Here is a 26,234-nt window from a genome sequence, read left to right as displayed (position 1 = left end):
TTAATGTTGCTTTTTGACAGGTGCATTTATGTCATAGTGAATCTGGTCAGAGCACAGACCTTATTTTTCCTGAAACAACGTTTCGCAAAATATTATTTCTTCGGTCGATTAATTTTTGCGTATTTTTCTGAAAAATAGCCCTTTTCAAAAGAATTTTTCAATTTTAAATGGTATTGTTTACCGGCAATGCTAGTGATGTGGCGTTGTGTGCTTCAGTTTTACCCTCACTTTTGCAGGGTTTACCCCTTTATGCAATTTATGGAAATTGAATTATCCTCCCGATCCTTGCGATCGGGTTTTTCTTTATATTTCCCGCAATCTCCGCAATAAACGCTGATGCGTCTCTTCGATCCAGTTAATGTCAGAAAATACACAATCGTTAAGAAAGTGATAAGTTGACGTAATTTCCTGTAAATATCCGGTTTTTAAGAGTTTTGGAAATGCTTTTCTGTCTCCATTTAATAAATAGTAATGCTCAACGGCACCGCAACCGCCGTTATCATTGGAGGCAACACCATGAAAAAAACAACACTAAGTCTTATTGCGTCATTTATTGCATGCAGCACACTGTTTTCCAGCGTCTCTTGGGCAGACGGCCCAGGTGACCAGCGCTGGCAGTCGCACGGCGGCGACCAGCATCAGGACCACGGACGTGGACCGGATCGTGGCGGCGACCGCGGACCGAATCGCGGTGATAATCACGACCGTGACCACGATCGCGGCCCTGGCCCGGATCGTCACGACCGTTACGCTGACCATCGGATGCCGGAAGGACATCGTGGCGGCGATCGCTTCGCCTGGGGCGGCCATGATTTCCGTCGCGGCTATCCGGCACCGCCGGAGTTTCGTGGTCCGCACTATCGCGTAGATGACTGGCGCGACCGTGGTCTGTATGAGCCACCGCGCGGTGAACATTGGGCTTACATCGATGGTAATTACGTGCTGGTGGCCGCAGCAACCGGCATCATCACCGCGATTCTGCTCAACGGCACCTTCAACTAATTGCTGCTAAAAAAAGGTGGCGAGCGCCACCTTTTCAATGGAGAGATCATGCCTGAGTTCAATAGATGAACGTTTGCAATTCTTCTGGTTTATCCTGCGCTACAAACGCCATCACACCGCCCATCGATGAAACGTTGTGAATAAGCTCTGAATGTTCCAGAGATGCGATTGCAGGCAAGTCTTCAGCTTCGTTATTGAGTAGCGCAGGTTGTGTATTGCTCAAGAGATCGGTCGCCGATAATTCAAGTGAATCAATGGTGTACATAGAAGGCTCATCCTGAATGGTTAACGGTTCACCAATCGTGATATTGAAGGTGTCGGTGTGTTTATCGCTGGAGCGCACAGTCAGGACATGTTCTCCGTCAGCGAGTGACTTTTGCGCTTTTAAATACCATCGTCCACTCTCATTGATACCCGCATGACCGAGCGAGCGGCCGCGTTCGTCAAGGACTTCAACTTGCGTATTAGGCGTACCAAATCCTAAGATGATCAAATCATTACCAATGATGTTTCCACCGTTAGTTTCATAATGGTCTAAATCAAAATACGCATCACTTACCGCAGAAATACCTACTGACTTATGATCAACAACAAAGTTGAATGACTCTGATGTACCGTCTGAGCTTTTCACAGTGAGAGCGTGCTCGCCATTACCAAATTTAAGATCATGAATGAACCATTTCCCAATATCAGTCACTACGGCAGTCGTCATTAATTTTCCATTGTCATAGATTTCAACAACGGTGAAAGGGGTTGCCTCGCCCGAAAGTCTCAAATAGGGATCATGCACTGTTGCTCCCTGGTGAATATCCAGATTGGTAATATTCCCCCAGCTTTCCTGAATATGTTCCAGCGTAGGGGCAACCGGTGAAATCGCGGGATTAGGAATCGGTTCAGGTAACGGTGTGAGATCGCGGCTTTCATCACGAATCGGTTTTGGCAATGGCACCAGGCCGAAGTCCGGAATCTGCTCGTGGATCGGTTTCGGCAGCGGCACCAGGCCGTAGTCCGGAATCTGCTCGTGGATCGGTTTCGGCAGCGGTACCAGGCCGTAGTCCGGATTCTGTTCGTGGATCGGTTTCGGCAATGGCACCAGGCCGTAGTCCGGAATTTGCTCGTGGATCGGTTTCGGCAGCGGCACCAGGCCGAAGTCCGGAATCTGCTCGTGGATTGGTTTCGGCAGCGGTACCAAGCCGTAGTCCGGAATCTGCTCGTGGATTGGTTTCGGCAGCGGCACCAGGCCGAAGTCCGGAATCTGCTCGTGGATCGGTTTCGGCAGCGGCACCAGGCCGTAGTCTGGAATCTGCTCGTGGATCGGTTTCGGCAGCGGCACCAGGCCGTAGTCCGGAATCTGCTCGTGAATTGGTTTCGGCAGCGGCACCAGGCCGTAGTCCGGATTCTGTTCGTGGATTGGTTTCGGCAGCGGTACCAGGCCGTAGTCCGGATTCTGTTCGTGGATCGGTTTCGGCAATGGCACCAAGCCGAGATCCGGAATCTTTTCGAAGATGGGTTCAGGTAATGGCGTTACTTCATTCTCACACACAATGTGCAGATTGAATGACGCACTGATTGTGTCTGCAGAATAACCAAAACCAAAGTTATGATCTCCCTCCTTTAAATCCGCCTTAAACCACCATTGGCCCATCTTATTAGCCTTAACACTGCCAATTAATTCGCCATTATCAAATATATAAACATTGGCAAATTTTTTCGCCAAGCCAGTGAATCTTGGTGAGCTGTTCGATATGGTATCGCCGTCCTTTAACATCACTAAATCATTATTCGTATAGTCAGTAGCATAAGAAAGGGTAACCGGCGTGTCAGCGGCAGGATTACGAACATCGATAATCACGGAAATTGAGCTTTCCTTCGATATTTCATCGATCACTTTCAGCTGGTGATGACCCGGTCCAAATGCGTGCAGGTTATAACTCCACTCACCCACACTATTAACAAAGACGCCATCAAGAAATTTATCGCCATCAAAAATAAATAACGTTGAGCCAGGTTGTCCCCTGCCTGTCAGAATGAGATTTCCGCTACTGGATGAACCGCCTTCAAGCGGAATCTCCTCCATTCTCAAGGGCTCTTCCGACAGGATTTTTTCAATGATAGGTTGAACAGGTACGCCGATAAACGGTGGATGCCAGGCATGAGGTTGCATCTTAGCCGACTCGGCGATGTAATAACTACTGCCAGCCATAGAATTATGCATAGTTGAACGTGTGTTTTTCATGTAAAAAACCCCTTATTTCAATAGTTTAAACTATAAAGCAAAGAGGATTGTTACCTGATGTGATAATACTTTCTAGCAGTACTGTCTCAATTCCATCTACTGGGCGCTGAGCTCCCAACAAATGATTTCCAATGCTAAAAGGAGCATCAATGAAAGCGGTAAAAATGGTGGCGGTGGATAAAGACGGCACCTTTCTCGACGACAATAAACAGTACAATCGCGCGCGTTTTAACGCCTGCTATCAGGAAATGAAGCAGCGCGGCATCAAGTTTGTGGTAGCCAGCGGCAACCAGTATTACCAACTCAAATCCTTCTTCCCTGAGATCGCCAGCGAAATTGCCTTCGTGGCGGAGAACGGCGCGTGGATTATCGATCGTGATGAAGAGTTATTCTGCGGCGAGTTCTCCCGCCAGGATATTGATGCGGTGCTGGATACGCTGCACAACGGTAATTATCCCGAACTGCGCTACATCCTGTGCGGACGCGACAGCGCGTACTACTTCGAAGGCCTCGATGAAAAGTGGCTGGTGAAAATGCGTCACTACTGCCATCGGCTGAAGGCGATTCGCAGCCTCGATGAAGTCGCGGGCGATAAGCTGTTCAAGTTCGCGCTGAATCTGTCGGATGATTACGTGGAACCGCTGATGGCGGACATTGAGCGTTTGCATCAGGGAGCGGCGGCCGCCACCTCCAGCGGTCACGGATCGGTGGATTTGATTGTGCCAGGCAACCATAAAGGCCACGGCCTTGATCTGCTGGGCAAACGTTGGGGCATCGAACGCAGTGAAATTCTGGTGTTTGGCGACGGCGGTAACGATCTCGAAATGCTGCAGCAGTCTGGCTTCAGCTTTGCCATGGCGAACGCACCGCAGAAGGTCAAAGATGCAGCCCGCTTTGAAGCGCCGAGTAATAACGACGAGGGCGTTTTACAGGTGATTGAGCAGATGCTGGCCGGCAAACCGCCGTTTGTCATCTGATCGTCATTTATAGCTGAATTTATTCTTTGCTTTGCCGATATTCGATTGTGACGGAACGCACAATTCGCCGCTGAGCGGCACTTCTTATCTCAATCGTAAATGCAGTCGGTTAGAAAGGATTAATTATGTTGCCAACCCGTTTGGCTACCCGCATGACGCTGGGTGGCCTGCTATTACTGTGCGTCACAACCGCAGTGGTGTTCTCCGTTCTGTTGTTGCGCGGCCAACCACGCGTCATCGAAGCCAGCCATACGCTGATTGAGCAGGCCGGTAGCAATCTGGTCAGCCAATTAAATCAGCAGCTGGTGCGCATTGAAGGCGAAGCCGTCAGCATGGCGCGCCTTGCTGAAGTGTTGCCGCACGATGCCACGCTGTGGCAGCAAAGTTTCCCACAAATCATCAATAGCAGCGGCAATAAAACCATTGCCGGTGGCGGCGTGTGGCCCGAACCCGATGCCTTTAGCGCCGGAGTGCAGCGTCGCAGCTTCTTCTGGGCGCGACAGAGTGATGGCGCGCTGGCCTATTCCGATGACTACAACCTGCCTGCGGGCAACGGCTATCAACAGGAAAGCTGGTACAGCGCGGTGCGCAATGGACCGCGCGATCGTTGCGGCTGGTCTGAGGTTTATCAGGATCCGGTATCCGGCGTGAAAATGGTGACCTGCAGCGTGCCGTATGCGGCGGGCGAGCGTTTTGCCGGTGTCGCGACACTGGATGTGCAGCTGGATAATCTCGCAGACTTTATGCAGCAGAAAGGGCAGGTGACGGGCGGTTATGCCTTTGCGCTCGATAGCGCGGGCAATCTGCTCTATTACCCAGGCCAGGATGTGAAATCGCTCACCACCTTGAGCAGCCTGGCGGAAAAATCCAGCTGGCTGGCGCCGCTGGCCGCACGTATCGCTCAGTTAAAAGGCGATGGCAAGGTGTTGCAGCTGTCAGATTTCAATGACGACTACTTGCACACCAGCGCGCAGGTCACGCTGTTCCGCATGCCCGGCACCGGTTGGGTGATTGGCCTCGTAACACCGGAAAGTGCAGTTAGCGGCCTGGCACGTACCATGATGCGCGACATTTTCACCTTCCTGATTCCGGCGATGATCGTGCTGCTGCTGTTAACCTGGGCGTTTACCCAACGCATCGGCCAGCGCCTGAAGGCTACACATGCGGCGCTGGATGAGATTGCCAATGGCGATGGCGACTTGACCCGCCGTTTGACCAAAAGTGGGCGCGATGAGCTGGCGGATATCGCCGGTGCGTTCAACAGCTTTGTCGATAAGATCGCTGGCGTGATTACCCGCGTGCAGGGCAGCGGCGAAACGGTGGCGGCCAACGCATCGGGATTAGCGCACAGCAACACCGCGCTGTCGGAGAAAATCGCCGAGCAGGCTGCGGCGCTTGAGCAGAGTGCGGCGGCGATGGAGCAGCTTAACGCCACCGTGCAGCAAAATGCTGAAAATACCCGACTGGCCGATGCTGCCGCCGAACAGACCGCGCAGATTGCCCGCAGCAGCAGCGAAGTGATGGGCGAAGTGGTGAGCACCATGGGCGCTATTCAATCCTCGTCGCGCCGCGTGGCTGAGATTCTGACGGTGATCGACAGCATCGCGTTTCAAACCAACATCCTTGCCCTGAATGCGGCGGTGGAAGCGGCACGCGCTGGTGAGCAAGGGCGTGGTTTTGCGGTGGTGGCATCTGAAGTGCGGGCCTTAGCCCAGCGCAGCGCCACGGCGGCGCAGGAGATCAAAGCGCTGATTGCCGATTCCGACAGCAACGTGCTGGCCGGCAGTAAACTGGTGGAAGGCGCGGGGCAGCAGCTTTCGCAACTGGTTTCCGACGTGCATAAAGTGAAGCAGGTAGTCAGCGAGATGCGCGTGGCCGGTGATGAGCAGAGCAAAGGTATCGCGGAAGTGACGCTGGCCGTATCGCAAATGGAGCGCGGTATTCAGCAAAACCTGATGCTGGTGACGCAAACCGCCGAAAATACCCAGGCGCTGCGTGATGAAGCGGCGCAGCTGGCGCAAGAGATGGCGATGTTTAAAGTGGCTGAGCAATAAAAATCGGGCAGCGTCGGCTGCCCGTTATCATTTAGACGATGCGCCAGGCGGCGGCGATCATCTCGGTTAACGTCGGTGCGTCGTAGCTGACCCAACCGTTTTTGCTGTTGGCGCGCGACACAATCCAGTCCACGTCGGTGGCTGACAGCGTTGGGCCCTCTAACCAGAACGGCACGATCGCCTGCTGCTGGATCCAGGCTTTCAACGCCAGCGCGGGCGGCGCGGGATCGTCCGGCAGCAGCTGTTGGCCGAACTGCGCCATCAAACGTTGCTGTTCAGCATGCTCGGTTTCTGCCAGCACCTCGAGGAACGGTAACAGTAAACGTCCGCACACTTCGCCGTGATGGAACGGCTTGATCGCCCCCAGCTCTCCAGCAATACCGTGGATCACGCCCAATCCGGCACTGCTCAGACACGCGCCACCCAGCCACGACGCCATCATCATCGCTTCTCGTGCTGCATCACCACGTTCGTCATCACGATTTAAATCTGGCCAGGCTTTGAAGAACAGTCGCAGCCCATTGAGCGCGGTTTGTTGGGTAAACAGATTACCTTTGCGCGACAGATAGGCTTCGAATAAATGGGTGAAGGCATCGATGGCGCAGGTTACCAGCACGCTGTCTGGCGCGCCTTTCAGCAGATCGGGATCGAGAATCGCAACCTGCGGCACAAAGACCGGATGGCGCAGCGACGCTTTGACCTGAATGTGCTGCTGATCGGTCACCACCGCGTTCTGCGTGGCTTCGCTGCCAGTGCCGGCCGTGGTAGGGATGGCGATCAGCGGCAAAGTCACCGCTTGCACCGGCGTATCACCGACTTTCTCCAGATAACGTGCGGTATTCAGCGGGTGCTGCATCATCGCGCTGAAGGCTTTGGCCGCATCCAACACGCTGCCGCCGCCAATCGCCACCACGCGATCAACATGGCCGCGCCAGCGCCGCACCCAACCATCAATTTCATCCGGCGAGGCTTCATGGCTGACGATCTCGTAACCGATGATCTGATCGTTGAGCGCGGCACCTAAGCGCGCCCAGGCCGGACCATTCAGAAATGAGCGGCCGCAAAACAGCAGCGTCGGCTGGGAATTGGCCGCCAGCAGCGGAATCAGCTGGTCAATGCTGCCGCGCCCAAACAGGGTTTGTTGATTACTGTACAACTCGATCAGATTCTCACTCACCTGCATGTCCTTCTTGTTTGGCTCAAAGACCTAAGTGTAACCATAAGCCATGACACTCCCGCTGCAAACATTCTGATAACTCGCAGGCAAAAAGTTGATCACCTTCGCAAAACAGAAATTCCGCCGCTGCGCCAGGTGCTTTGTACGCAATGTTACCCTTAACATGATACCCGTAACATTGCTCGGCAGGATTTTTCCTGCAGCACACGCTGTTGATTCTCATGTCCTCTGGGATAACCAAAATAAACCGCTGCCGGTTACTTACCGTGCGCAAAAGTGGAGAAAAATTATGCCATTACTCTATGTGGCGATTGGCGTAGCGTTACTGCTGTTGCTGATGATTCGTTTCAAACTGAACGGATTTATTGCGCTGATTCTGGTGGCGCTGGCCGTTGGCATGATGCAGGGCATGCCGGTCAACAAAGTTATCGTTTCGATTAAAACCGGCGTCGGCGGCACGTTGGGCAGCCTTGCGCTGATCATGGGCTTCGGCGCGATGCTGGGTAAACTGCTGGCGGATTGCGGCGGGGCGCAGCGAATCGCCACCACGTTAATCGCTAAATTTGGCGAGAAGCATATTCAGTGGGCGCTGGTGCTGACCGGCTTTACCGTCGGCTTTGCGCTGTTCTATGAAGTGGGCTTTGTGCTGATGCTGCCGCTGGTGTTCAGCATCGCCGCCTCCGCGCGCGTGCCGCTGCTGTATGTGGGTGTGCCGATGGCGGCCGCACTCTCCGTTACGCACGGTTTCCTGCCACCGCATCCGGGCCCAACTGCGATCGCCACGCTTTTTAACGCCGATATGGGTAAAACGCTGCTGTACGGAACGCTGCTGGGGATTCCCACTGTTATCCTTGCCGGTCCGGTTTATGCGCGCTTCCTGAAAGGCATTGATAAGCCGATCCCGGAAGGCTTGTGGAACCCGAAAACCTTTACCGAAGCGGAGATGCCTGGCTTTGGCGTCAGCGTATGGACGGCGTTGGTGCCGGTGGTGCTGATGGCGTTGCGTGCGGTAGCGGAGATGGTGCTGCCGAAAGGTCACGTGTTGTTGCCGTATGCCGAGTTCTTTGGTGACCCAATCATGGCAACCTTGATCGCCGTGCTGATCGCCATCTTCACCTTTGGTCTGAACCGTGGCCGCAGCATGGATGAAGTGATGGGCACCATCACCGATTCGATCAAGATCATCGCGATGATGCTGTTAGTAATTGGCGGTGGTGGGGCGTTCAAACAGGTGTTGGTGGACAGCGGCGTCGATAAATATATCGCCAGCATGATGCATGAAACCAATCTGTCGCCGATCTTCATGGCGTGGTCGATTGCTGCAGTGCTGCGAATTGCGCTGGGATCCGCGACCGTGGCGGCGATTACGGCTGGCGGGATTGTCGCACCGTTGATCGTCACCAGCGGCGCCAGCCCGGAACTGATGGTGATAGCGGTCGGCTCCGGCAGCGTGATTTTCTCTCACGTTAACGATCCGGGCTTCTGGCTGTTTAAGGAGTATTTCAACCTGACCATCGGCGAAACTTTCCGCTCATGGTCGGCGCTGGAAACCATCATTTCGGTATGCGGTTTGCTGGGTTGCTTACTGCTTGCCAACGTCATCTAAGCATCAAGGCTGAGGCACTGCGCCTCAGCCGCTTGCGGTTTACTGCGTTAAGGCGCGGAACGCCGCGAGTTCCTCTTGCGGCATTCCCGCTTGTAACGCCGCGTCACAGATTTGCTCCCAGCTGTTGCTGTCGAGAGGAATGCCATCGCGTTCACGTGCCACGCGGTTTTGCTCTTCCCACTCGCCGGGCACCTGAATCGGTGCATCGCCACTTTGCGGCGACTGTTTCACCCAATCCAGGAATGATTCCGCCTCTTCCTGCATCGCAGGCGCATCAAACGCATCCGGATTCACGATGATGGTGGTCATGCAGTTGAAAATGGCATCGTGGCTGGTGACCAGCGTGTCATCATGCGTGGTGCGGCCGCCCGACAGCGCGCCGCCGAGGATTTCGCACATGGTTGCCAGCGCATAGCCTTTGTGCAGACCAAACGGCATCAGCGAACCATACGGCGCCTGATGCATCACGCCCGGTTCGGTGGTCGGCTGGCCTTGATGATCAATCAGATAACCTGGCGCGACCTGCTGCTCTTTGTTCCACGCCACTCGCGTTTTACCAAAGGCGATGCCGCTGGTAGCGAAATCGAGCAACAGCGGCTTGGCATTGCGGCGTGGGAAAATGGCGCAGAAAGGATTGGTGCCGAAGCGACGATCGCTACCGTTAAACGGCGCGACCATCGGATCGCCCATCACGTTAACGAAGTGGAACGAGACAAAACCGGCGGCCGCGCACTGCTCCGCCCAATGGCCGATGCGACCAATGTGGTGTGAATGGTGTAAACCGACCGCCGCAATACCTAACTTCGCTGCGCGCTCAATGCCGAGCTGCATCGCCTCAAAGGCCGCGACCTGACCAAAACCATTGTGTCCGTGCAGCGTCAGCACAGCACCGGCGTCTTTTGCAATGCTGGCATGTTGGTTGAGTTGCAGAAAACCCTGCGCCAGCGAATTCATGTAACTCGGAATCATGCCAACGCCGTGCGAATCATGGCCCGCCAGATTCGCGGCCACCAAATGGTCGGCGACCAGGCGCGCTTCTTCGGCGCTGCTGCCAGCATGTAACCAAATGGCTTGAACAAACTGATGAAGGCGAGAAGGGGGAATAAGATGCAGAGTACTCATACGGTCAATCTCCTTATCATGAACAATCATGCATCCTGTGCCGAAACCAGTAATAACCGCAAGTCAATGATAAGAAGTAAAGGGCCACAATGTGTGGCCCAAAAACTCAGTGCGGCTGTTCAAAGCCCGCTTTGACCATCTGATCGCGCAGCGCGCGGGTAATTTCACGGTTCCCGCCGGTGATCGGATAAATGACATTGTTGACGACATCGTCAAGATAGTGCTCTTCAAACTCCTGCATGGTGAGTTGCGTGCCACCTTCATCGTTAATAGCAATACTGCCGCTGATGTGGTTGCCGTAATCCTTTGCCTTAAGGCTATAACGCCCCATGCTGGTATTAATCGTGCTCATAAGAATCTCCTTGTTACGTAGGCATTGATAACAATCGAGGCCTCTTCAGGCGCTGTAAGTTTAGACTGCGGACAGGCGCTGAATGTGGAATAAAGGAGAAGGAAAAGCGAAGGCTGCGACCCGTCTCGCAGAATTAAATCTGCATCAAGCGAAACGATAGCAAAGGGTTGTGACCACTCTCGCAGCGCCCAGCGAAAGCAGAATGATCATCTATACTGGTTAGCAGACACGTTATTTTTCATACTTGAAGGAGCGAACAATGAAAATAATTCTGTGGGTCATCGCCATCATCTTCATCGTTGGATTACTGACAATTACAGGCGTCTTTAAACTGATTTTCTGACAAGTACAGGCACCTGCGGGTGCCTGAATTTTTTATTCAGCATAGGATTTTTCGCTGTCTTTAAAAGACGCAATCGGCAGGATGAGATCGCGCAGCGTAAGCGGTTTCTGACATTGTGCGCAGCAGGCGCCATGATGATTTGTCGAATCGATCTTTTCGCAGTCCGATAAGGTGTAAAAAAATTTAGCGCAACCGCAGCGGCTACAACGAATAGTCATGTCAGTTTTTTCCCCATCTCCGTCCTGGAGTATCGAGATTTATCTTATTCGTCGGATGAGTTCAATTGATAAATTTTGTTAATTTATTCCATGCGTGAATAGTTGACGCTAAGTCACTGAAAGCTATCTTGTTGCTTAGCGTTATCATCACAGCATGATTGCACTTTGTGTACATCCCCCGGTAATGCCTTTCCGTTTATCCGGCGTTTCAATTTCACGTTCCGCATGAGGTAAAATTCGCCGTCAACCGAGAATTAGCCTGGAGATATTAAGCCTGTTTTTTAATATCCTTTTGGCGATTACTTAGGAATGCGTCGTACAAGAATCTGAAAAATTTACCTCAGGGTAGTGCATTTTTTCAGCACGAATTAACAGGAAATTACGTTGTGAATCGGCACTTTTCTGCAGTTTTGTTAGGCTGCATTTTGACCTCATCGGTCTCCTTTTCGGCATCAGCGGTAACAACTTCACAAGCCATCAAATCAGGCTGGAACACCTTTAGCGACAACGTGTCGCAAACCTGGTCGCAACCGCAGAATTATGATTTTTATCTGCCGGCGATTACCTGGCACAATCGTTGGACTTACGACGATGAACACATCGATAAATACAACGAGCGCCCGTGGGGCGCAGGTGCGGGCGTTTCGCGCTGGGATGAGAAAGGTAACTGGCACGGTTTGTACCTGATGGCGTTCAAGGACTCCTTTAACAAATGGGAGCCGATTGGCGGTTACGGTTGGGAAGCGACCTGGCGACCGCTTAGCGATCAGAACTTTCATTTGGGCGCCGGATACACGGCGGGTGTAACGGCACGTGATAACTGGCGCTACATCCCGGTTCCGCTGATATTGCCTTTAGCATCAATTGGATATGGTCCAGCCACTTTCCAAATGACTTATATTCCCGGCACTTACAATAATGGCAATGTCTATTTTGCCTGGCTGAGATTTGAGTTTTAACCGTTAGCGGCGTGCAGAAAGTGTGATCGGCATGCAAAAAATCAATATTTATTACTTTTTCATCAAATCGCACTGGACAAATGTCACCGCAATTGCTGTACTAGACGTCGACACAGTTTAGTGTCCTTTTTTCATGTAAAGGTAATATAGATGTCTAAGATCAAAGGTAACGTAAAGTGGTTTAATGAGTCGAAAGGCTTCGGTTTCATTACTCCAGAAGATGGCAGCAAAGATGTATTCGTACATTTCTCTGCAATCAACAGCAACGGTTTCAAAACTCTGGCTGAAGGTCAGCGCGTTGAGTTCGAAATCACTGACGGTGCTAAAGGCCCATCAGCTGCTAACGTTATCGCACTGTAATTTAACAGTTCGAATTCTGAAAACCCGCCTTCTGGCGGGTTTTTTTTGTTCTTCAATCAGCTAGCTGCTTTGTCTGAAGATAGATTTTGCGGCACATCTCACAGATAACTTCCGTAACACTGCCACAACAATGCTTACTTGCAGATTTTTGTCCGGCAACGCTATATAACTGCTCAGGGAAAATGAGGAGGCAGGATGAACATACGTCAGGCACAGGCAAAAGACAGTTTTGCGTTGAGCGCATTGTTAACCGAATTAGGTTATAGCGCGACGGAAGGATTTATCGATACGCGTTTGGCGCAGCTTATTCATCATCCCGATGAAGTTTTGTTGGTCGCTGAACATGGTAATCAGGTGCTGGGTTTTCTCTCGTTGCACTTTATTCCGCAGCTGGCATTGGCCGGCGATTTTGCCCGCATCAGCTACTTCTGTATTGCCGAAGGCGAGCGTAGCAAAGGCAGCGGGCAGCAGTTATTGAACCACGCCGAACAGCTGGCGCGGTCACGCGGTTGCGACCGTATGGAAGTGCACTGCCACTCATCGCGCCTCAAAGCCAACCAGTTCTATGCGCGCGAAGGCTATGTGGAATCACCGCGCTATCACATTAAAGCTCTGGGTTAAGATTAAGCTCGCGTCCGCTGGCTATCACGATGGCATCAGCGATGCTGTCGAGTTGTGAAACAGGCAGCAGCGCCGCGCTAACGCGAATAAATTGCCGGCTGCTAATGCTACAGCGTTCACCGGGCAGCACGGCGATACCTCGAGCGGCCAGCGTAATCATCGCGTACTGCTCCGATTCGACCGGAATCCACACGCTCAATCCATCGCGCTCTTCAAGCACCAGACCGCGTTTCGCCAGTGCGGCCAGTAACTGCTGGCGACGCTGCGCATAGGTGGCTTTGGCCTGCTGAATCCGCTGCTGAGTCTCTTCATCATTGAGCATCCACGCCACGGCATCCTGCAAAATACGGCTGGTCCAGCTCACGCCAAAGTTACGCCACGCTTGCAGTCGCTTTACCATTTCTGCGGTGCCTGATAACACCGCCAGCCGCAAATCCGGCCCATAAGCTTTGGAAAACGAGTGCACATGCAGCACGCGTTCGGGATAGTGGAAACCGAGGCTGAATACCGGCCAGCGCGACAGATCGCCAATGCCATCATCTTCCACAATGATGGTGCTGCTGTTCGCCAGCACACGCGCCAGCTCTGCACTGCGACGCTGGCTCACGCTATGTCCGGTAGCGGAATGGGTGCGCGGTTGATAGATAAACATCGCCGGAGATTTCTGCATCAGCGTGGTCAGCGCCGAGGGAATCGGACCTTGCTCATCGCACGGTAATGGCAGAATTTCAGCGCCAATGTTGTCTAAAATATCCAGTAATCGTGTGGCGGTAGGATCTTCGATCACCACACGATCGCCCGGTGACAGCAACGTCTGCACGATCAAGTTCATGGCATCGAAGCCGCCGTCGGTTGCCAGCCAGGCTTCAGCGGGATAGGGCCAGCGCGGCGTCACGGCATCCTGCAATTGCGGTGAAATCGCCTCGCGCTGATAGCTATTCAGTTGCGGCGACGCAATGCCAGCCAGCATCGCCTGACGCAGATCCGGCAACAGCGTTGGGTCCGGTGCGGCCATCGCCAGTGATGCCTGAACATTCTCGCCGTAATTGCCGATCTTCTCGAAGCGAATCGGACGCGGCATAACGCTGTTGCCGCTCACCCACACGCCGCTGCGACCTTTCCCCGCCAGCACTTTCTGCTTCTTCAGTTGCGCCCAGGCAGCGGATATGGTTGCCGGACTCACGCCCAATCGCTCAGCCAACTCACGCACCGCCGGCATTTGCATGCCCACTGCAATCTGCCCATCTCGAATTAGCGTGGATGCCGCATGCGTGATGCCTTTCACCGAAGCATCCGTGATCTGCTGGCTGAGCCACTCCAAATCCACACTTTGCGTCATAAGAAAATCCTTTGTTCAGTAACAAATAATAGATTGTTCAGATTAGTATTCGCGATTTAGACTCAAATTCAAGCACTATTTGCTGCATAAATAATCACAGCCGCAGGGCTGGCAGAACAGACGGGGAAGGCAAAACTATGGTAACCATCAGACTGGCGGTACGTGACTGGGATTACTTCACACCGCTGGCACTTGGCGATATCAAGCCGGAAGGTTTCACGCTGGAGATCGATCGCGTTGGCACGCTGGTGGATAACCTCGCCACCAGCGATAAATACGATGCCGGTGAAGTGTCGTTTAGCCGCTTTGCTCAGGCTCGGGCAAAAGGTGACACTTCGCTGCTGGGCCTGCCACATTTCCTGATGCGCGGTTTCCGCCAGCGCTGCATCATCACGCGCAGCGACAGCCCGATTACCACGCCAGCGCAGCTGAAAGGTAAAAAGATCGGCGTTACCGGCTGGCAGGATTCGGGCAACACCTGGACGCGCACCGTGCTGCGTGAAGCGGGCGTGGAGATTGATGATGCGTACTGGTTTGCCGGTCGTTTGACCGAGGATCACCCGATTGTCGATCGTCTGGCCGGTTTTGGTCGTCCGGGGCGTATTGAACCGGCGCCAGGAGAACGTCCACTGATCGAGCTGCTGAAAGCGGGCGAGCTGGATGCTGTCTTTACCCCTTTTATGCCGGAAGGTTTTTTCCTCGCCGATTCGGGTTTGCGCCAGCTGCAGGTGGATTTTGCTGCTGCCGAGCGTGACTACTTTAATCGCGTCGGTTATGTGCCGGGCATTCACTTACTGGCACTGAAGCCCGCCTTAGCGGAGGCGCATCCGTGGCTGCCTCAGGCGCTGAGCGACATCATCGATCGTTCGTACCAGATGTGGATGAAGAAGCGCGAGAAATACGCCGACACCACGCCGTGGCTGCTGGACGATTTGCGGCGCACCGCGCAGGAATTACCGGCCAACTGGAATCAGAACGGATTTTCCGTTAACAAAAAGATGATTGCCGACTTTGCGAATGAGCTGTTCCAGCAAGGCCTAACCCAAACATTGCTGACGCCGGAAGCGATTTTCCCGGCTGCGGCGCAAGGAGAATAACCATGAAAGTAGCAATGGGACAATTTGCCGTCAGCCGCGAATGGCAGGAAAACACCGATATCTGCATCGGATTGATGAACCAGGCATTGGCGAGCGGTGCTGATCTGCTGGTGCTGCCGGAAGGCGTACTGGCGCGTGATATCGCCGATCCTGATCTGGTATTGAAAGCGGCGCAGCCACTTGATGGTCCTTTCGTCACGCAGCTGCTGGCGGTTAGCAAAGGCAACAACCTGACCACCATGATGAGCGTGCACGTGCCGACAGAAGGGCAGAAGGCGCTCAATGTGCTGATCGCCATTCGCAACGGCGAAATCATCGCCGAGTACGTGAAATTGCACCTTTATGATGCCTTCGCCATGCAGGAGTCGCAGCGCGTGAATCCGGGACGTGAGATTCCGCCGCTGGTTGACGTGGCGGGCATGAAAGTCGGGTTGATGACCTGCTACGACGTGCGCTTTCCGGAGCTGGCGCGTCGCTTAGTGCTTGACGGCGCGGATGTGCTGGTGCTGCCGGCAGCATGGGTGAAAGGCCCGCTGAAAGAGATGCACTGGGAATTGCTGACCACCGCGCGTGCGCTGGAAAACACCTGCTACATGGTGGCGGTGGGCGAATGCGGGCCACGCAATATCGGCAACAGCTTGGTAATCGATCCGTTGGGCGTGGCGATTGCCAAAGCGCCGGAATCGGCCGCGCTGGTGTTTGCCGATCTCGATCCGCAGCGCATCGCGTATGCGCGCAGCGTACTGCCGGTGCTGGAAAATCGCTGTTTTGCTCGTCCCGAACTTAAACCACTTTGATCGCTGGGGAATCTGACTGATGAAAACTATTGCTACCGCCATCGCGCTGTCATTGGGCCTGACGGCCTGTTTCGCTCAGGCGGCTGACGCTATTCCTACGCAAAAAGTGGATCAGGCACTACACGATCGTCTGCCTGCAGAAATCAAAAGCAGCGGCAAAATGATCTCGGTAAACAACGGCTCTTTTCCTCCGTATGAGATCGTTAACGGTCCGCACTCAATGGATGGCGCCTCCGCCGATCTCACCGCAGCGCTGGCACAGTTGCTGGGTGTGAAGATTGAACATGCCACCGTCAGCGGTTTATCGGGCGTGCTCACCGGCATTAATTCTGGTCGCTACCAGATGGCGATTGGCCCGATAGGGGATTATCCGGACCGGCAGCAGAAGGTCGATTTTATCGACTTCGTGCAGGAGTTCGTGGTGTTTGGCGTGCAGAAAGGCAATCCCTCGAAGATTAACGGTCTGGAAGATACCTGCGGTAAACGCATTGCGGTGATGGCGGCCGGTTCGGCGGAACAGGTGATTCGCAAGCAGTCCGATGCCTGTGTCGCGGCGGGTAAACCGGCGGTGGTGGTGCAATCCTTTACCGATCAGCCATCGTCGATTTTAGCCGTGCGCTCAAAACGTTCCGACGCCTTCTTCTCGTCACAGGCGCCGCTGACTTACTTCATCGAACAGGCCAATGGTCAGCTGGAGCTGTCGGGCAAAGGCAAGAAAAACGGTTTTGGCGACATTTTCCAGGGCACCGTGGTACCCAAGGGTTCTGAACTCGGCAACGTGGTGCTGGATGCGTACAAAGAGCTGTTCAATAACGGCACTTACGCGGCCATCATGAAGAAGTGGAAATTAGACGGCAACGTGTTGCAGCAACCGGGACGTAACCTGGCGCAAGGGGCAGCAAAATGAGTCCGGTCACCAACAATTCGCGAGCCAGGGATAAGGCCGACGTGCAGCAGCGCGATGTGGCTTTTGCCCGCAGTGCGCCCACTTATGGGCGCTGGATCTCATGGATTTTGGTGCTGGTTATTGCCGCGAACTTCCTCTGGCTGGTGGCAACCAACCCCAATTTCGAGTGGAACGTGGTGCTGCAGTGGTTCACCGAAGGTTCGGTGATGAAAGGCCTGCAGGTCACCCTCGGCTTGACGGTGGTGTCGATGATTCTCGGCACGCTGCTTGGGCTGTTGCTGGGCGTGTGGCGTCTCTCGGAAAACAAATTGCTCAGCGGCTTATCGTCGCTCTACATCTGGTTTTTCCGTGGTACGCCGCTGCTGGTACAGCTGATCTTTTGGTACAACCTGTCGACGCTGTTTCCCACGATTGCGATCACTCTTCCGTGGACGGATATCACTTTTGCCAGCTGGAATACCAACGATCTGATTACGCCACTGACCGCAGCAATTGCCGGACTGGCGCTCAATGAAGCCGCCTATATGGCCGAGATCATTCGCGCTGGCTTGCTGTCAGTGGATAACGGTCAGGTTGAAACCACCCAGGCGTTTGGCATGAGCCGCAGTCGTGCGCTGCGTCGCGTGATCATTCCACAGGCGATGCGTTCGATCATTCCGCCTACCGGCAACCAGCTGATCAGCATGATCAAAGCGACCTCGCTGGTGAGTGTGATCGCTATGGGCGATCTGTTGTACTCGGTGCAGGCCGTTTATAACCGCACCTTTGAAATTATCCCGATGCTGATGGTCGCGGTGATCTGGTATCTGCTTATCACCTCGATTCTCAACCTTGGTCAGTCCGCCATCGAGCGTTACTACGCACGCGGCACCACCCGCACGGTGGTGAACAAACGACGCGTTGCCGCTAACGAAGCCGCGCCAGCCATCGCGCACCGTCTGAAGGAGGATGTATGAGTGAAGTTCAGCCGCTGGTGCGCGCGCGTAATGTGCAGAAGAGTTATGGTGACAATGAAGTGCTGAAAGGCATCGATCTCGATGTGTTTCCCGGTGAAGTAGTGGTGATTCTCGGGCCATCAGGTTCGGGTAAATCCACCTTTTTACGCTGCATTAACCATCTGGAAGACATGAACGCCGGTTCGATTATGGTGGGTGACGATCAGATCGGTTATGAACTGAAACGCGGTATTCTGCATCGCCTGTCGGCGCGTAAAATTGCTCATCAGCGCCAGAAAATCGGCATGGTGTTTCAGCAGTTCAATCTTTATCCGCACATGACGGTGCTGCAAAACATTATTGAAGCGCCGATCGGTGTGCACAAGTTTGCACGCCAGGATGCGCTCAAGCATGCGCGTGAACTGCTGGCGACCGTGGGATTGAGTGACAAAGCTGATGCCTGGCCGCGTCATCTGTCCGGTGGTCAGCAGCAGCGTGTGGCGATTGCGCGTGCGCTGGCGATTAAACCGGCGCTGATGCTGTTCGATGAACCCACTTCGGCACTCGATCCGGAGTTAGTCGGTGAAGTGCTGACCACCATGCGCACCTTAGCCGATCAAGGGCTGACCATGATTGTCGTCACCCATGAAATTGGTTTCGCGCGTGAGGCGGCCGATCGCGTGGTGTTTATGGATGGCGGCGTGGTAGTGGAGCAGGGCAGTCCAGAGCAAGTGATTGGTAACCCGCAACATCCGCGTACGCAGGCATTTCTCAGCCGCTTTATCTGAGCAGGCGGTCTCACTCTGTTACAGATTGCAGTTGAGGCCGTCTATAAACTGCGCGTTAATAGTCAGGTCCGTTTTTCACATTGGTTGAAAGGTAAATTATGGAAGGTATCAGTATTGCCAAACTGCTGATCATCGGTGCGCTCATCGTACTGCTTTTTGGCACCAATAAGTTACGTTCACTGGGTGGCGATCTGGGTTCCGCAATCAAAGGCTTCAAAAAAGCCATGAAAGATGATGAATCCGGCGCATCCAAAAGCAGCGCTGAAGAAGTGCCTGCTGAACGTGTCAGCCACAAAGAGTAATCTCTGCGCCGAACGTCAATAAGTGTAAATATTTATTACGTTGATAAAAAACCAGACTGTCGACAGTCTGGTTTTTGTTTTTTGCATCTTAGTGCCAGGCAATGCTGGCAACATCCTGTTCGTGTAATTCAAACAAGTTGGTGTGACCCACTGCGGGATACACGCTGATGCCATCCTGGGTTTGCCAGTCATCGAACATCAGGTCAGTTAAGACCAGCGGCAATAGCGACACTGGCGTTTCATCCGCTGGAGCGACCCAGTCGATTAACGCCACATCAATCATATCTAATGCACTGTCTTCGATTGGCAGCAGAATGATGCTCGGTTTAGGTTCGATGATAAATACCCAATCGACTTTGTTGCCAGCAACACCCTGCGCACTGATGGGCATGGCACTGAAGGTATGCTGAGCGGCGGGCAAATCCGCCGGCAGTGCAAATTGCCATTGGCCGTTATACGCTATCGCCTGGCTGCCAAGCAGCACATCGTCAATGTAAAAACGCAACGTTGAACCGGCAGGCGCGTCACCACTGAATACGGCAGCGCCGTTTTCATCCTGGGTATCGCCATTGATGGTTATCTCGCTCTCGGCTGCCGCAATCGTCGTGATCGTGACCACCGATGACGGTTGGCTGGCAGGCTGTTCAGGCAAAGCCAACAGCTCATGTATCGCCACATCAACAGATTGCGGGTTGGATTCTCCTGCCCAGCTTGATGAAACGGGCAGCGCAAAATCCTTTTCCAGCAACTCGAAGTTCCATTGGTTTTCTGCATCATCTGCAATCAATGAATGTGCCACGTGCATGCTCGGGATCGGCTCGCTTGTTGGCGAGATTGCCACTGCCGGCTGAGCCAGCGGCGCTTCCGCATTAACCCACTCCTTTTCAGGAAGCGGCAGCTGCAGATCCATCTCGTTGTAACGATGCTCAATGCTGATGGCAGTAGCGATAAACGCATTCGCACAGGACGCGTGCGATGACGTATAGGGATTGGTGATGTCTTTCGGCGTGGTGCGCGTTTTTAGCGCCTCCAGGCTCTCTTCTGATGCGCTATAGTGCCGCGCTTCGGAGGATGGACCTGACACATCCGGTGCTCGAAATACATCGAGCGCCTCTCTATGAAAGGAAGTTTGCATAATCTGACCTTCAAAAAAATACACTGAGAAAAAGCGAAATAGGCTCTTACGGCCTCAGCGGTTAAAGCGTCAGGTTTGCTATAAAGATTAAGTTGCTGCGGGGGATTTTTGCGATTGCGCCCGGATTAGCACACAATCGCGCAGAATATTACTTAACTTCCAGACCTTTGGCCTGCATATCGGCGTGATAAGAGGAGCGCACAAACGGGCCGCAGGCGGCATGGGTGAAGCCCATCGCCATTGCTTCTTCTTTCATTTCGTCAAACTCGGCCGGGCTAACGTAGCGCTGCACCGGCAAGTGGTGACGGCTCGGCTGCAAATACTGTCCCAGTGTCAGCATGGTGACACCGTGGCGACGCAGATCGCGCATCACTTCAATAATTTCAGCATTGGTTTCGCCCAGACCGACCATCAAACCCGATTTAGTCGGGATATCCGGATGCGATTCTTTGAAACGCTCCAGCAATTTCAGTGACCAATCGTAGTTGGCGCCAGGACGTACCTGACGGTAAACGCGCGGCACGTTTTCCAGATTGTGGTTAAACACATCCGGTGGCGTCGCGGTGAGGATTTCCAGCGCGCGATCCATACGGCCACGGAAGTCCGGCACCAATGTTTCAATTTTGATGGTTGGGCTTTTTTCGCGAATCGCGCTGATGCAGTCAGCAAAGTGCTGGGCACCGCCGTCGCGCAGGTCATCACGGTCCACAGAAGTGATGACCACATAACGCAGTGCCATATCGGCGATGGTTTGTGCCAGTTTCAGCGGTTCGTTAGCATCAGGCATATTCGGGCGGCCGTGCGCCACGTCGCAGAATGGGCAGCGACGGGTACAGATCGCGCCGAGGATCATAAAGGTCGCGGTACCGTGGTTGAAACACTCTGCGAGATTAGGGCAGGAGGCTTCTTCACACACCGAGTGCAGACCGTTTTTACGCATCGCGGCCTTGATGCCCTGAATGCGGCTGGAGTCTGCAGGCAGTTTGATCTTCATCCATTCCGGCTTACGCAGAATTTCTTCACGCTCAACCATCACGGTTTTCACCGGGATCAGCGCCATTTTGTCGGCATCGCGATACTTGACGCCACGTTCCATCTGAATTGGTTTACTCATAAATCTGCAGGTTCCGGTCGGGATTGCGATTTGAAAGCTTCCTCACTCAAACTGAGAACCAGGCTTTCAACTTTTTTTGAAAATATGGCAAAAATTATATCATCTCGTCTGCTCATAAGCAGCCGATTCGCCGGTGCAAAAGTTACAATTTTGTAAATAGGCACGTACAGTCAAGGTCAGACCGCGGCATCACTTTGCCATTCCAGTTGGGTAAATCCGGTTAAACGGGCGAAATGCTGCACCAGACGCGGCTGCACATCTGCCAGCGTGACGCCCGGCTGCAGCAGGCTAAGCTGCGTCATTTGCATCCCGGCATATCCGCACGGATTGATGCGCAGGAACGGCGCTAATTCCATCGCCACATTCAGTGCCAGGCCGTGAAACGAGCAGCCTTTACGAATGCGCAGTCCCAGCGAACAAATCTTGTCATCGCCAACATACACGCCCGGCGCATCCGGTCGCGCACGCGCGCTGATGCCATAGTCGGCCAGCGTGGCGATCACCGTTTCTTCCAGCGCCGTCACCAACTCACGTACGCCCATCTTGCGGCGTTTCACGTCGATCAGCACATACATCACTTGTTGGCCGGGGCCGTGATAGGTTACCTGGCCGCCGCGATCGCTTTGTACCACCGGAATATCGCCCGGCATCAGCAGATGTTCGGCTTTTCCTGCCTGGCCTTGGGTAAACACTGGATGATGTTCCACCAGCCAGATTTCATCGGCAGTGCTGCTGTCGCGTTGATCGGTAAAGTGATGCATCGCATCGGAGATGGGTTGCCAATCGCGCTGGCCGAGTTGACGAACAAGAAGCGTATTAGCTGACAAAGCAGAGATCCGGTAAAGAGTGGAAGGCAGAGTATAACGCTGGCAAAGCGGACTTTGCCAGCGCCAGAATTACAGCACCATACGCACGATGTCGATGTTGCCCAGCTCTTCGTACAGGGTTTCAACCTGCTCAATGTGGGTGGCGATGATGGTAATGGAAACAGAGTGATAGTTGCCTTTGCTGCTTGGCTTGATGTCCGGTTTGTAATCGCCTGGCGCGTGGCGCTGCACCACTTCAACCACTTGATCAACCAGCTCCGGTTGCGCCAAACCCATCACTTTGTAAGTGAAAGGCGTAGGGAATTCGAGCAGTTCATTCAATTTGGTTTTCATACATTGACTCCGGTGCTTAAAAAACAGGCTCCCGCCGAGGCGGGAGCAAAGATAGTAACTTATTTGTGGGCAAATTGGCGTTTTTTCAAGCGCGCCTTAGCCGAACCAGTGGTGGAACATCAGTTTGATGTAATCGATGATGCGACCGAAGAAACCACCTTCTTTCACTTCGTTCAGCACCACCAACGGACGCTGTTCAACCGTTTTGCCGTCGAGCTGGAAGTTGATGCTGCCCACTACCTGATTTTTCTGCAGCGGTGCGTGCAGTTCAGTGTTGTTTAGCACATAGCTGGCTTTCAGATCTTTCATGCGGCCACGCGGGATAGTCAGATAGGCATCTTTCTCCACGCCCAGCTGAACACGATCGCTGTCACCGAACCACACTGGCTCAGAAGCGAACTCTTTGCCCGCTTTCAGCGGTGCTACGGTTTCGAAGAAACGGAAGCCCCATGTCAGCAATTTCTTACTCTCGGTTTCACGGCCTTTATAGGTACGACCGCCCATCACCGCTGAGATCAAACGCATCTGGCCTTCTGTTGCCGAGGCGACCAGGTTGTAGCCCGCTGCGTCTGTGTGGCCGGTTTTAATGCCATCCACGTTCAGGCTGGTATCCCACAGCAAACCGTTACGGTTGGTCTGCTTGATGTTATTAAAGGTGAAATCTTTTTCACGGTAAACCGCGTACTCATCGGGTACGTCACGGATCAGCGCCTGGCCGATCAACGCCATATCGCGCGGCGAGCTGTATTGGCCTTCGGCGTCCAAACCGTGCACGGTCTGGAAGTGAGTGTTTTTCAGACCCAGCGCGCCAACGTAATTGTTCATCAGGTTTACGAACGCGTCCTGGCTGCCGGCAACGTAATCCGCCATCGCCACACATGCGTCGTTACCTGATTGCAGCACGATACCGCGCGTAAGCTGAGAAACCGGCACACGATCGCCAGGCTTCAGGAACATCAAGGATGAACCTTTGAATACCGGATTACCGGTTGCCCAGGCATCTTTACCCACGGTCACGATGTCATCGTTATGGATTTTGCCCGCTTTGACCGCCTGACCAATCACGTAGCTGGTCATCATTTTGGTCAGGCTTGCCGGATCGCGGCGTGCATCCGCGTTCTTTTCGGCCAGCACTTTGCCGGAGTTATAGTCGATCAGCACATAAGCTTCAGCATCAATGTCCGGTACGCCCGGAATCATAGTCTTAAGATTAACATCGTCCGCAAAAGCGGCATGGCTGAGAGAAAGGGCGACCAGTGATCCCACTGTCAGGCGTTTCAGAAAACGAGAAGGTTTCAGCGTATTCATGTTCAGGACTACAACATCCGTGGGTTTAGAGTGAAAAAAGTGCCTAACTATAGCAAACGCCCGATCGGGCGACATCTTGCTTTGCAAATCAGTTTCAGCAGGAAATGTCACTGTCCGTTACATCGATGGACGGGCAGTGGTAATAAATGAGCTCATTTGAGCTTCAGTGTTCAGACGCTGCTGCAAGGCGACGGCTTCGGCACGGCTTTTATAGCCACCTAACTGAATGCGATAGACGTTGCCATTAGCTTCAACCGCGCCTGGCACGCCAAAGCGTTTACCCAGGCTTTCGGCCAGCTGGCGCGCACGCGCCGGATCGTTAATCGCGCCAACCTGTACCACATAACCGCTGCCGGCATGGGCATTCTGGCTGGCAGCAGGTGCGGCGGCTGGCGCAGAAGACGTTGTTGGTGCTGGCTCGTTGCTTTCCAGCACGCCCGTGGCTAACGGCTGTGGCGCACCCAGAAAACCGCTGCTCTGGACGGGCGCACCCATGCTGTCATTGCTTTGCAAGGTGCTGTTATCAACAGCGCGAACGTCTTGCGGTGCAGGCGCTGGCGCCGCATTGGCGCTGCCGCCCATCATCACCATGCCGCCGCCAAGATCGGGACGCGCAGGCAGGGCGTAACTCTGTTTGGCGACGGTAGTACCGATGGTGCCTGGACCGGAAACAGAACCATCCGGTGCCACTTTGATGTAATCAACGCGCACGCGGGTGTTGTTTGAGATATTCAGGCGATCGCCCGCTGCTCGTGACAGGTCGATAATGCGGCCTGGCGTGTAAGGGCCACGATCGTTGACGCGCACCACGATTTGGCGGCCGTTGGCGAGGTTAGTAACGCGCACATAGCTCGGCAGCGGCAAGGTAGGATGTGCGGCGGTCATTCCTTCCGGATCGTAAGATTCACCGATAGCAGTGCGATTCCCCTGCGCTTCGTCACCGTACCAGGTGGCTAAACCCACTTCGCTGTAGTTCGAGGGATCTTTGATCACACGGTAGTTTTTACCGTTGACGCTGTAATCCTGGCTGGTGGAAGGATTGATCGGTTCATAGCGTGGTTCCACGCCAGGAATTTCCACTACCGGGCCGTTATAGGCCGGTTGCGGTGGCGCAGTATTATTCTGCGGTTCCGGTGTGGAACAGGCAGCCAGTACCAATGATGCCAGTGCAACCCCAAGCCAGTCCTTACGCATGTGCAGCCTCTTAAACGCTTTTAGATAACATTTTTCGATGAGTATGGATCGACATCACGATGCCAAATCCAGCCATTAACACAATCAATGCCGATCCGCCGTAGCTCACCAGCGGCAGCGGTACGCCAACCACCGGTAAGATACCACTTACCATGCCAATATTAACGAAAACATAAACGAATAAAATCAGCATCAAACCGCCCGCCATCACGCGACCAAAGGTGGTTTGCGCGCGCGCAGCGATAATCAGTCCGCGCATAATCAGCAACAAATAGAGTACCAGCAGTAACAACACGCCAACCAGGCCGAGTTCTTCCGCTAAAACGGCAAAAATAAAGTCGGTATGGCGTTCAGGCAGGAACTCCAGCTGCGATTGGGTACCGTGCAGCCAGCCTTTGCCGCGCAGGCCACCGGAACCGATAGCAATCTTCGACTGAATGATGTGATAACCGGCGCCGAGCGGATCGCTTTCCGGGTCCAGCAGCATCATCACGCGCGCGCGCTGGTAATCATGCATCAGGAAGAACCACAAAATCGGGATAAAGGCGGCGACCAGCAATAGCGCAATACCAATCAGCTTCCAGCTCATGCCGGATAAGAACAGTACAAACAGACCGGAAGCGGCGATCAGAATCGAGGTGCCGAGATCGGGCTGTGCCGCCACCAGCAGCGTCGGCATGAAAATCAGAATCAACGCGATGCCGGTGTTTTTCAGCGTCGGTGGACAGACATCGCGGTTAATAAAGCGCGCCACCATTAAAGGCACGGCAATCTTGGCGATCTCCGAGGGCTGAAAACGCACAAAACCTAGATCAAGCCAGCGCTGTGCGCCTTTACTGATGTGACCAAACGCATCTACCGCGATCAGCAATATTACGCAGACAATGTAGAGATAGGGCGCCCAGCTTTCATAGACACGCGGCGGCACCTGCGCCAGCACCAGCATAACGATGATGCCCATGGCAATTTGCCCAAACTTACGCTCGGTCATGCCTGGATCCTGTCCGCTGGCGCTCCAGATGACGATGGCGCTGTAGGTCAGCAAGCTGAGAATGATCAGCATAAACAGGGGATCGATATGGATGCGCGTCCAGATCGATCTTTTCTGCGGACTATCGTTCATGGACATTG

25 protein-coding genes are annotated in these 26,234 nt (G+C 53.7%); 13 read left to right on the top strand and 12 right to left on the bottom strand.

Going from position 1 to position 26,234, the window contains the following annotated elements; all coding sequences use genetic code 11:
• Window positions 1-516 precede the first annotated feature (516 nt).
• On the top strand, window positions 517-1,002 hold the full coding sequence (locus tag K5Y30_RS06880; RefSeq protein ID WP_222181612.1) for an RcnB family protein: 486 nt from the start codon (window positions 517-519) through the stop codon (window positions 1,000-1,002).
• Between the two features lie 58 nt (window positions 1,003-1,060).
• Here K5Y30_RS06880 and K5Y30_RS06875 read toward each other — a convergent pair whose 3' ends face one another.
• On the bottom strand, window positions 1,061-3,238 hold the full coding sequence (locus tag K5Y30_RS06875) for a hypothetical protein (protein ID WP_222210763.1): 2,178 nt from the start codon (window positions 3,236-3,238) through the stop codon (window positions 1,061-1,063).
• 149 nt (window positions 3,239-3,387) lie between these two features.
• Between K5Y30_RS06875 and K5Y30_RS06870 the strand changes: the two genes are divergently transcribed.
• Window positions 3,388-4,215, top strand: a complete 828-nt coding sequence (locus K5Y30_RS06870) for a Cof-type HAD-IIB family hydrolase (protein WP_222210762.1) — start codon at window positions 3,388-3,390, stop codon at window positions 4,213-4,215.
• Between the two features lie 125 nt (window positions 4,216-4,340).
• Window positions 4,341-6,269, top strand: coding sequence for a methyl-accepting chemotaxis protein (locus tag K5Y30_RS06865; RefSeq protein WP_222210761.1), 1,929 nt, complete (start codon window positions 4,341-4,343; stop codon window positions 6,267-6,269).
• Between the two features lie 31 nt (window positions 6,270-6,300).
• Here K5Y30_RS06865 and K5Y30_RS06860 read toward each other — a convergent pair whose 3' ends face one another.
• Window positions 6,301-7,452 carry an iron-containing alcohol dehydrogenase gene (locus K5Y30_RS06860; protein WP_255606569.1) on the bottom strand — a complete coding sequence of 384 codons (1,152 nt, stop codon included), beginning with the start codon at window positions 7,450-7,452 and terminating at the stop codon, window positions 6,301-6,303.
• Window positions 7,453-7,735: 283 nt separating this feature from the next.
• On the opposite strand from K5Y30_RS06860, the gene gntT reads away from it, so the two are divergent.
• Window positions 7,736-9,052 carry a gluconate transporter gene (gene gntT, locus K5Y30_RS06855; RefSeq protein WP_222210759.1) on the top strand — a complete coding sequence of 439 codons (1,317 nt, stop codon included), beginning with the start codon at window positions 7,736-7,738 and terminating at the stop codon, window positions 9,050-9,052.
• Between the two features lie 39 nt (window positions 9,053-9,091).
• Here gntT and K5Y30_RS06850 read toward each other — a convergent pair whose 3' ends face one another.
• Entirely contained in the window at window positions 9,092-10,174 is a 1,083-nt protein-coding gene (locus tag K5Y30_RS06850; protein WP_222210758.1) for a malate/lactate/ureidoglycolate dehydrogenase, read from the bottom strand.
• 106 nt (window positions 10,175-10,280) lie between these two features.
• Window positions 10,281-10,526: a hypothetical protein gene (locus K5Y30_RS06845; protein WP_007890717.1), complete on the bottom strand. Its 246-nt coding sequence runs from the start codon at window positions 10,524-10,526 to the stop codon at window positions 10,281-10,283.
• Between the two features lie 947 nt (window positions 10,527-11,473).
• Between K5Y30_RS06845 and pagP the strand changes: the two genes are divergently transcribed.
• The 3 genes from pagP to K5Y30_RS06830 all read left to right on the top strand — a co-directional run bounded on the left by pagP (window position 11,474) and on the right by K5Y30_RS06830 (window position 13,027).
• Window positions 11,474-12,046 carry a lipid IV(A) palmitoyltransferase PagP gene (gene pagP / locus K5Y30_RS06840; RefSeq protein ID WP_101763264.1) on the top strand — a complete coding sequence of 191 codons (573 nt, stop codon included), beginning with the start codon at window positions 11,474-11,476 and terminating at the stop codon, window positions 12,044-12,046.
• 150 nt (window positions 12,047-12,196) lie between these two features.
• A complete protein-coding gene (gene cspE, locus K5Y30_RS06835; RefSeq protein ID WP_007890714.1) occupies window positions 12,197-12,406 on the top strand; it encodes a transcription antiterminator/RNA stability regulator CspE in 210 nt (69 codons plus the stop codon).
• A gap of 195 nt (window positions 12,407-12,601) precedes the next feature.
• Complete coding sequence (locus tag K5Y30_RS06830; protein ID WP_222181617.1) at window positions 12,602-13,027, top strand: GNAT family N-acetyltransferase; 426 nt, start codon at window positions 12,602-12,604, stop codon at window positions 13,025-13,027.
• Here K5Y30_RS06830 and K5Y30_RS06825 read toward each other — a convergent pair.
• Window positions 13,011-14,366: a PLP-dependent aminotransferase family protein gene (locus tag K5Y30_RS06825; RefSeq protein WP_222181618.1), complete on the bottom strand. Its 1,356-nt coding sequence runs from the start codon at window positions 14,364-14,366 to the stop codon at window positions 13,011-13,013. The two genes, K5Y30_RS06830 and K5Y30_RS06825, sit on opposite strands and share 17 nt — an antisense overlap.
• A gap of 137 nt (window positions 14,367-14,503) precedes the next feature.
• Here K5Y30_RS06825 and K5Y30_RS06820 point away from each other — a divergent pair, with 137 nt between their 5' ends.
• The 6 genes from K5Y30_RS06820 (at window position 14,504) to tatE (ending at window position 19,192) form a co-directional block, all read left to right on the top strand.
• Window positions 14,504-15,463, top strand: a complete 960-nt coding sequence (locus K5Y30_RS06820) for an ABC transporter substrate-binding protein (protein WP_222210757.1) — start codon at window positions 14,504-14,506, stop codon at window positions 15,461-15,463.
• Between the two features lie 2 nt (window positions 15,464-15,465).
• The gene (locus K5Y30_RS06815; protein ID WP_222210756.1) at window positions 15,466-16,260 is read left to right on the top strand and encodes a deaminated glutathione amidase; all 795 of its coding nucleotides are present in this window, start codon (window positions 15,466-15,468) and stop codon (window positions 16,258-16,260) included.
• A gap of 19 nt (window positions 16,261-16,279) precedes the next feature.
• Complete coding sequence (locus tag K5Y30_RS06810) at window positions 16,280-17,167, top strand: ABC transporter substrate-binding protein (RefSeq protein WP_222181620.1); 888 nt, start codon at window positions 16,280-16,282, stop codon at window positions 17,165-17,167.
• Window positions 17,164-18,123, top strand: a complete 960-nt coding sequence (locus tag K5Y30_RS06805; RefSeq protein ID WP_222181621.1) for an amino acid ABC transporter permease — start codon at window positions 17,164-17,166, stop codon at window positions 18,121-18,123. The genes K5Y30_RS06810 and K5Y30_RS06805 overlap by 4 nt, the downstream gene beginning before the upstream one ends.
• A complete protein-coding gene (locus tag K5Y30_RS06800) occupies window positions 18,120-18,890 on the top strand; it encodes an amino acid ABC transporter ATP-binding protein (RefSeq protein ID WP_255606568.1) in 771 nt (256 codons plus the stop codon). The genes K5Y30_RS06805 and K5Y30_RS06800 overlap by 4 nt, the downstream gene beginning before the upstream one ends.
• 98 nt (window positions 18,891-18,988) lie before the next feature.
• Window positions 18,989-19,192, top strand: coding sequence for a twin-arginine translocase subunit TatE (gene tatE, locus K5Y30_RS06795; RefSeq protein ID WP_064740541.1), 204 nt, complete (start codon window positions 18,989-18,991; stop codon window positions 19,190-19,192).
• Window positions 19,193-19,280: 88 nt separating this feature from the next.
• Here tatE and K5Y30_RS06790 read toward each other — a convergent pair whose 3' ends face one another.
• From K5Y30_RS06790 to mrdB, 7 genes are all read right to left on the bottom strand, one after another.
• Entirely contained in the window at window positions 19,281-20,327 is a 1,047-nt protein-coding gene (locus K5Y30_RS06790) for a hypothetical protein (protein ID WP_222210755.1), read from the bottom strand.
• Window positions 20,328-20,475: 148 nt separating this feature from the next.
• Window positions 20,476-21,441 carry a lipoyl synthase gene (gene lipA, locus K5Y30_RS06785; RefSeq protein ID WP_222210754.1) on the bottom strand — a complete coding sequence of 322 codons (966 nt, stop codon included), beginning with the start codon at window positions 21,439-21,441 and terminating at the stop codon, window positions 20,476-20,478.
• Window positions 21,442-21,617: 176 nt separating this feature from the next.
• A complete protein-coding gene (gene lipB / locus K5Y30_RS06780) occupies window positions 21,618-22,268 on the bottom strand; it encodes a lipoyl(octanoyl) transferase LipB (RefSeq protein ID WP_222210753.1) in 651 nt (216 codons plus the stop codon).
• Between the two features lie 69 nt (window positions 22,269-22,337).
• The gene (gene ybeD, locus K5Y30_RS06775) at window positions 22,338-22,601 is read right to left on the bottom strand and encodes a DUF493 family protein YbeD (protein WP_176971362.1); all 264 of its coding nucleotides are present in this window, start codon (window positions 22,599-22,601) and stop codon (window positions 22,338-22,340) included.
• A gap of 96 nt (window positions 22,602-22,697) precedes the next feature.
• Window positions 22,698-23,909: a D-alanyl-D-alanine carboxypeptidase DacA gene (gene dacA, locus K5Y30_RS06770; RefSeq protein WP_008103689.1), complete on the bottom strand. Its 1,212-nt coding sequence runs from the start codon at window positions 23,907-23,909 to the stop codon at window positions 22,698-22,700.
• A gap of 117 nt (window positions 23,910-24,026) precedes the next feature.
• Window positions 24,027-25,103 carry an endolytic peptidoglycan transglycosylase RlpA gene (gene rlpA / locus K5Y30_RS06765; RefSeq protein WP_222181624.1) on the bottom strand — a complete coding sequence of 359 codons (1,077 nt, stop codon included), beginning with the start codon at window positions 25,101-25,103 and terminating at the stop codon, window positions 24,027-24,029.
• Window positions 25,104-25,113: 10 nt separating this feature from the next.
• On the bottom strand, window positions 25,114-26,226 hold the full coding sequence (gene mrdB, locus K5Y30_RS06760) for a peptidoglycan glycosyltransferase MrdB (protein ID WP_222182864.1): 1,113 nt from the start codon (window positions 26,224-26,226) through the stop codon (window positions 25,114-25,116).
• Window positions 26,227-26,234: the final 8 nt, after the last annotated feature.

Origin of the sequence: Pantoea sp. DY-5 (assembly GCF_019795955.1) — a bacterium.
GTDB classification, from domain to species: Bacteria; Pseudomonadota; Gammaproteobacteria; order Enterobacterales; family Enterobacteriaceae; genus Pantoea; species Pantoea leporis.
The sequence above is the reverse complement of the archived record's forward strand: the minus strand, read 5'-3'. Positions and strand labels throughout refer to the sequence as shown.